This is a genomic window from Streptomyces sp., from assembly GCF_035645055.1.
Lineage (GTDB): Bacteria > Actinomycetota > Actinomycetes > Streptomycetales > Streptomycetaceae > Streptomyces.
Window position 1 is genome coordinate 22,221 of record NZ_DASQNH010000091.1, and the last position, 7,151, is coordinate 29,371.

The following is a 7,151-nucleotide window of genomic DNA, read 5'->3' on the forward strand; positions in this document are numbered from 1 at the left end:
GCTCGTCGTCCGCTGCCCGGATGTTCGCCCTCCGCCCAGGGGCCTCCGCACCCGGTGATCTTGATTTCTCCGTATCCGGGGGCGCTCGTATCCGGAAGCACAAGCATCGCTTAAGATCGCCCCACCCCCGAATAGCTCAATCATTAAGATTCTTTTCGATTGAGTCACTATCCGATCACCCACCCCGCGCGGAGCCCGGAGAACATGCCCCCTAGCCCCCGACGTGCCCGTCTGCTCCTCCCCCTGCTGCTGCTCGCCGTCTGGCTGGGCATCGGCGGCGGCCTGGGCCCCTTCGCCGGACGGCTCGGCGAGGTGGCCACCAACGACCAGGCCGCCTTCCTGCCGCGCAGCGCCGAGTCCACCGAGGTCATCGCCGAGCAGCGGGCCTTCCGGCAGGAGGAGACCCTGCCCGCCGTCGTGGTCTGGACCGACGACGCGGACGCGGCCCTGGCCGACCGGCGCGCGGCCGCCGGCCGTGCCCTCGCCGCGCTCGCCGACGCCCCTTGGGTGGCCGGGCGGATCTCCCCGGTGCTGCTCTCCGAGGACGGCGCGGCACTCCAGGGCGTCGTCCCGCTGCGGCCCGGCCTCGGCGACGAACTGCCCGACGCCCTCGACAGGATCCGCGCCGCCGCCGAACGCGTCCCCGGCACCACCGTCCAGCTGGCCGGACCCGCGGCGAGCCAGGCCGACCTCTCCGACGCCTTCGCCGGCATCGACGGCCTGCTCCTGGGCGTCGCCCTGGCGACCGTCCTGGTGATCCTGCTGCTGGTCTACCGCAGTGTGCTGCTCCCGCTGGTGATCATCCTGGGTTCGGTGTTCGCGCTCGGTCTGGCCTGCGCGATCGTGTACGCGCTCGCCGACCGCGACGTGGTGCGCGTCGACGGGCAGGTCCAGGGCATCCTCTCCATCCTCGTCATCGGCGCGGCCACCGACTACGCGCTGCTCGTCACCGCGCGCTTCCGCGAGGAACTGGTTGCCCGCACCGACCGGTTCGCGGCCGTCGCCGCCGCTCTGCGGCAGTCCTGGGGCGCCGTCGTGGCCAGCGCCGCCACCGTCGCCCTCGGGCTGCTGGCCCTGCTGCTCAGCGATCTGACCAACAACCGGGCGCTCGGCCCGGTCGGCGCCATCGGCATCGGCTGCGCCGTGCTCAGCTCCCTCACGTTCCTGCCCGCCGTCCTCGTGCTGCTCGGCCGTGCCGCGTATTGGCCCGCCAAGCCGCGCCCCGCCGCCGCGCATCCGGCCGCCGCGCGTCCGGGCGGCGCGCGTCCGGCCGCCGGTACCGGCGTCTGGCAGCGGGTCGCGGCCCTGGTCGACCGGGCACCGCGCCGGGTCTGGTCGGTGTCGCTCGCCGGTCTGCTCGCCTGCGCCGCGTTCGCGCCCGGCCTCACCTCCCGGGGCGTACCGCTCGACGAGACCTTCGTGAACGACGCTCCGTCCGTCGCCGCGCAGGCCACCCTCGGCCGGCACTTCCCCGGCGGCTCCGGCAACCCGGCCGTGGTGATCGCCGACGCCGACCGGCTGCCGCGGGTGCTCGCCGCCGCCCGGGCCACCGAGGGCGTCGCCGCCGCGGCCACCGTCACCGGGAACGGCCGCCCCGGCGGCGAGCCCCTCGTGGCCGGCGGACGCGTACGCGTCGACGTCACCCTGCGCGCCGCCGCCGACAGCGACGCGGCCAAGGACACCGTGGCCCGTCTGCGCACGGCACTGCACGCGGTGCCCGGCGCCGACGCCGAGGTCGGCGGGTACACCGCGCAGCAGTACGACACCCTGCGGACCGCCGAACGGGACCGCGGTCTCATCGTGCCGGTGGTGCTGGCGATCATCTTCGTGATCCTCGCCCTGCTGCTGCGCTCCCTGCTGCTGCCCGCTCTCCTGGTCGCGACCGTGGCGCTCAACTTCCTGGCCACGCTGGGCGTCTCGGCGCTCGTCTTCCCGCACGTGTTCGGTTTCACCGGCACCGACCCGTCCGTGCCGCTGTACGGGTTCGTCTTCCTGGTCGCCCTCGGCGTCGACTACAACATCTTCCTGATGGACCGGGTCCGCGAGGAGTCCCTGCGGCACGGCGTCCGTCAAGGCGTGCTGCGCGGCCTGGTGAGCACGGGCGGGGTGATCACCTCGGCCGGGGTGGTGCTCGCGGCCACGTTCGCCGCCCTCGGGGTGATCCCGCTGGCCTTCCTGGCGCAGATCGCGTTCATCGTCGCCTTCGGGGTGCTGCTCGACACGCTCGTGGTCCGTTCCCTGCTGGTGCCGGCGCTGGTGCGGGACCTGGGACCGCGCGCCTGGTGGCCGGGACGGCTCGCCCGGACCCGGGACGGCGAGCGGGGCGGGCCGCAGCCATAGGTACGGCTGTGCCGCGTCCGTGGGTACGGCCGTGCCGCGTCCGTGGGTACGGCCGTGCCGCGGTCGTGAGCACGGCCGTCCGTACGGGCCGTACCTGTGGAGCCGCCGGCAAGGCCTCGGTGCCCGGCCAGGACGGCGTGCGCGCCGGGGCCGTGCCTACCCTGGAAGCGTGGCTCGTTCCAACGACGAGGTCGCCGCGCTGTTCGCCGAGTACGCGGATCTGATCTCGATCACCGGAGGGGACGCGTTCAAGGCACGCGCCTATGAGAAGGCCGCCCGGGCGATCGGCGGCCACCACGCCGATGTGTCCCGCCTCGACGCGAAGGGGCTCCAGGAGATCCCCGGGGTCGGCAGGTCGGTCGCCGAGAAGGTGGCCGAGTACTTCCGCGACGGCCGGGTGTCCGCCGTCGAGGAACTGCGCGCGAAGATCCCCGCCGGGGTACGCCGGCTCACAGCCGTCCCCGGCCTCGGCCCGAAGAAGGCCCATGTCCTCTACGAGGAGCTGGGCATCGCCTCGGTCGAGGAGCTGGCCGACGCCGTCCACGCCGAACGCCTGCGCGACCTGAAGGGCTTCGGGCCCCGGACCGAGGAGAAGATCCTCCACGGCATCGGTCTGCTGAGGTCCGCGGGCGACCGCGTGCTGATCGATGTCGCCATGGACACCGCCGAGACGATCGTCGGCGCGCTGTCCGGCGTCACCGGCTGCCGGCGCTGCGCCTACGCGGGCTCCCTGCGCCGGGTCCGCGAGACCATCGGCGACCTCGACGTGCTGGCCGCCGCCGAGGACTCGGCCCCGGTGATGCGGGCGCTCACCGAGCTGCCGTACGTCACCGAGGTCATCGCGCGGGGCCGGACCAAGACGTCCGTGCGCACCTCGAAGGGCCTCGCCGTCGATCTGCGCGTCGTCCACCCGGAGTCCTGGGGTGCGGCCCTTCAGTACTTCACGGGGTCGAAGGCGCACAACATCCGTACGCGGGAACTGGCCGTGCGCCAGGGCCTCAAGCTCTCCGAGTACGGCCTGTTCGACGCCGAGACCGGTGAGCGGATCGTCTCCGAGACCGAGGAGGACGTCTACGCCCGGCTGGGCCTGCCGTGGATCCCGCCCACCCTGCGCGAGGACCGCGGCGAGATCGAGGCCGGACTCCGCGGCGAACTGCCCGCCCTGCTCGCCGAGGACGACATCCGCGGTGACCTGCACACCCACACGGACCTCACCGACGGCCTCGCCCCGCTGGAGGAGATGGTCGCGGCCGCCGCCGAACGCGGCTACGCCTACTACGCCGTCACCGACCACGGGCCGGACATGGCCATGCAGCGCATGACCGACGAACGGATGCTCGCCCAGCGCGAGCGGGTGCGCGCACTCGACGGCCGCTACGGCCGGGGACGCGGGATGCGGCTGCTGCACGGTGCCGAGCTGAACATCGCGCCCGACGGCGAGGTCGACTGGCCCGCCCCCTTCCTGGCCGGGTTCGACCTGTGCGTGGCCTCCGTGCACTCCCATTTCGACCAGGGCCGCGAGGCCCTGACCCGCCGGATCGTGCGGGCCTGCGAGAACCCGTACGTCCACATCATCGGCCACCCCACCACCCGCATCATCGGCCGGCGGCCCGGTATCGACGCCGACCTCGACGAGGTCTTCGCCGCCTGTGCCCGTTCTGGCACCGCCCTGGAGATCAACGCCCACCCCGACCGGCTCGACCTGCGTGACGAGGACATCCTGCGGGCGAAACGGCACGGGGTGAGGTTCGCCGTCGACAGCGACGCCCACGCCGTCGTCCACCTGCCCAACCTGCGCTACGGCGTCGGCACCGCCCAGCGCGGCTGGCTCACCGCGGACGACGTGATCAACACCTGGCCGCTCACCCGGCTGCGCCGCTTCCTGCGCAAGCGCCCCGGGAGATGACATGCACCTCGTCGAGGAGACCCCGCACCGCTTCCGCCTCGACCCGCACGGCGCCATGCGGGTGCCCGGCGTGGTCTTCGCCTCCCGTGACCTGCTCGCCGACGCCGAGCAGTCCCTTCAGCAGGTCGCCAACGTGGCCACCCTGCCCGGCATCGTCGGCGCCTCGTACGCCATGCCCGACATCCACTGGGGGTACGGCTTCCCCATCGGCGGCGTCGCCGCGACCGCGGTCGACGAGGGCGGGGTGATCTCCCCGGGCGGCGTCGGCTTCGACATCTCCTGCGGGGTCCGGCTGCTGGCCGCCGACTGCGACCGCGTCCGGCTGGCCCCTGCCTTCACCGCCGTGATGGACGGTCTGGACCGGGCGATCCCGCGCGGCGCCGGACCCGGCGGGGTGTGGCGGCCCGGCCCCGGCGAACTGGACCGCATCCTCGAAGGCGGCGCCCGCTACGCCGTCGCGCGGGGGTACGGCGTGGAGCGCGACCTGGTCCGCTGCGAGGACGGCGGGGCGGTCGACGACGCCGAGGTGCGCCAGGTCGGCGAGCGGGCCCGCGAGCGCGGCCTCGGCCAGGTCGGCAGCCTGGGCTCCGCCAACCACTTCCTGGAGGTGCAGCAGGTCTCCGACGTCTACGACGAGACGGCCGCCGAGGCCTTCGGGATCACCGCCGGACAGGTCTGCGTGATGATCCACTGCGGTTCGCGCGGACTCGGCCACCAGATCTGCACCGACCACGTCCGGGCGATGGACCGCGCCATGGCCCGCTACCGCATCACGGTGCCCGACCGGCAGCTGGCCTGCACCCCGGTGGACTCCCCGGAGGGCCGGGCCTACCTCGGCGCGATGGCCGCGGCGGCCAACTACGGCCGCGCCAACCGCCAGCTGCTCTCGTACGCGGCCCGTGAGGTCTTCCGCCGTGCCGCGGGCGTCCACCTGTCCCTGGTCTACGACGTCTCCCACAACCTGGCCAAGCTGGAGACCCACCCGGTCGACGGGCGGCCCCGCCCGCTGTGCGTGCACCGCAAGGGGGCCACCCGCGCCTTCCCGCCCGGCCACCCCGACCTGCCCGCCGACCTGCGGGAGGCCGGGCAGCCGGTGCTGATCCCCGGCACCATGGGCACCGCCTCCTACGTGCTGGCCGGGGTCACCGGCGGCGACGCCTTCGCCTCCACCTGCCACGGCGCCGGCCGCCGGATGAGCCGCCACGAAGCCGCCCGCACGGTCACCGGACGCGAACTGCGGGCCCGGCTGGAACGCGCGGGCATCGCGGTGCGCCCCCGCTCCTGGCGCGGCCTGTCCGAGGAGACCCCGGAGGCGTACAAGGACGTCGGCGCGGTGGTGGCCGCGAGCGAGGGAGCGGGCCTGTGCCGGACCGTGGCCCGGCTGGTGCCGCTGGGTGTGGTGAAGGGCTGAACGGCACCCCGTTCCGGATGCCCACCGAGCGGCGACCGCCCACCGGCCCGAACCGCCCCCGTCACACAACCGCCCCCGTCACACGTCGACCGTCACCGCGCACGACCAGCCGTACGCGTCCGGCCGGATGCGCAGCTCGTGCCAGGCGACGGCCTTCGGCACGGCCCCGGTGATCTCCACGCCGTCCAGACCGGTCATGGTGAACCGCACGTCCAGCCCGTCGCCCGCGGCCCGGGCCGCCACGTCCACCGGGACCTCGCCGCGCACCTCCAGGCGGTAGACGACCTCGTCCAGCAGGGCCGCCAGCAGCTCCTCGTCGCCCTCGTCGGGCAGCCGTACCCGAGCCATCCCGGTGGTCCGCGCCCCGCCCACGTCCGCGAAGCACTCGACCAGGCCCCGTACGGCCTCCAGCAGACAGCTCTCCCGGTCGGCGCCCCACGCCTCGATCCGCACGTCGGCCGTGTGCCCGGACGCCCGGTGGCCGCTGGTACCCCGCCGCCGCACCGCGATGTCGTCGTCAGTGTCACCGACCATGCTCCGCCGAGTTCCCCGCCCGGTCCGCCCGCACACGGCCCTCGACCAGGAGATACGGCGCCTCGAAGAGGAGGCCGCCGTCGTCCGCCCGGTTGTGCGCGGCGAACAGGGCGGACAGATCGGCGCGGGCCCGGTCCCACCGCCCGGCGCGCTCCAGGGCCCGGCGGTGGGCGCGGATCGGGCCGGGCTTTGCCTCGAAGACGGCCACGGCGCGCGCCACCGAGGGATAGCGCACCCGCACCCGCGCCACTCGGCACCGCACGGTGACCGGCAGCGGCGCGAACCAGGCCGCGACCCGGCCGGGCTCGCCCCACCGGGTGGGCGCCGCCGGGCCGGGCGGGACGTCCAGGTGGCGCAGGACCGTCGGGGCGATGCGGCCCATGATCCCGTCCGGGGTCCAGGAGGCGACGGCGAGCCGCCCGCCGGGGCGGGTCACCCGTACCAACTCGGCGGCGACCCGGGCCGGTTCGGGGGCGAACATCACCCCGAAGGTGGACAGGACGACATCGAAGGAACCCGCCCGGAACGGCAGCCGCCGGGCGTCCCCGGCGACCCAGCCGAGCGGCTGCCGGGCCGTCGAGCCGGGCGGCTGACCGGCCCCGCACGCCCGTTCCCGCGCGACCCGCAGCAACCCGGGCTCCTGGTCCAGCCCCAGCACCCGCGCCCCGCACCGCGCCGCGGCGAGGGCGGCCGGACCGGACCCCGTGCCGACGTCGAGCACCCGCGGGGCGGCGGGGAGCCCGGTGAGGGCCGCGCGGACCACGTCGTCCGCCGCGTGCGCCCAGGCGTCCCCGGCGGCGGTGTAGTCGCCGCCTTCCCAGCCGCCGCTCACCGCGGGGCCGCCGACGGGGCGAGGCGCACCACCGGGACCCCGTGGCCGCCCAGGTCCTCGTGCGGGGCGGCCGACGGCTGCGACTGCTCCACGCGATGGGCGCCCGGCGGCAGCGCACCGGCGAGCAG

The 7,151-nt window shown here is 75.0% G+C and carries 5 protein-coding genes; 3 read left to right on the top strand and 2 right to left on the bottom strand.

The features are described 5' to 3' along the window. The first annotated feature begins 204 nt into the window (after window positions 1-204). The 3 genes from VE614_RS29135 (at window position 205) to VE614_RS29145 (ending at window position 5,657) form a co-directional block, all read left to right on the top strand. Complete coding sequence (locus VE614_RS29135) at window positions 205-2,340, top strand: MMPL family transporter (protein WP_324943706.1); 2,136 nt, start codon at window positions 205-207, stop codon at window positions 2,338-2,340. Between the two features lie 169 nt (window positions 2,341-2,509). After that, the gene (polX, locus tag VE614_RS29140) at window positions 2,510-4,246 is read left to right on the top strand and encodes a DNA polymerase/3'-5' exonuclease PolX (protein ID WP_324943708.1); all 1,737 of its coding nucleotides are present in this window, start codon (window positions 2,510-2,512) and stop codon (window positions 4,244-4,246) included. A 1-nt stretch (window position 4,247) separates the two neighbouring features. After that, the gene (locus VE614_RS29145; RefSeq protein ID WP_324943710.1) at window positions 4,248-5,657 is read left to right on the top strand and encodes an RtcB family protein; all 1,410 of its coding nucleotides are present in this window, start codon (window positions 4,248-4,250) and stop codon (window positions 5,655-5,657) included. A 78-nt stretch (window positions 5,658-5,735) separates the two neighbouring features. Here VE614_RS29145 and VE614_RS29150 read toward each other — a convergent pair whose 3' ends face one another. Then, a complete protein-coding gene (locus tag VE614_RS29150; RefSeq protein WP_324943713.1) occupies window positions 5,736-6,191 on the bottom strand; it encodes an archease in 456 nt (151 codons plus the stop codon). Continuing rightward, window positions 6,181-7,023: a class I SAM-dependent methyltransferase gene (locus VE614_RS29155; protein WP_324943716.1), complete on the bottom strand. Its 843-nt coding sequence runs from the start codon at window positions 7,021-7,023 to the stop codon at window positions 6,181-6,183. Before VE614_RS29155 ends, VE614_RS29150 begins: the two co-directional genes overlap by 11 nt. Between the last annotated feature and the right edge of the window lie 128 nt (window positions 7,024-7,151).

Coding starts and splice junctions, on each gene's coding strand:
- VE614_RS29150 (WP_324943713.1), bottom strand. CDS start 6,191: ATGGTCGGTGACACTGACGACGACATCGCGGTGCGGCGGCGGGGTACC.
- VE614_RS29145 (WP_324943710.1), top strand. CDS start 4,248: ATGCACCTCGTCGAGGAGACCCCGCACCGCTTCCGCCTCGACCCGCAC.
- VE614_RS29135 (WP_324943706.1), top strand. CDS start 205: ATGCCCCCTAGCCCCCGACGTGCCCGTCTGCTCCTCCCCCTGCTGCTG.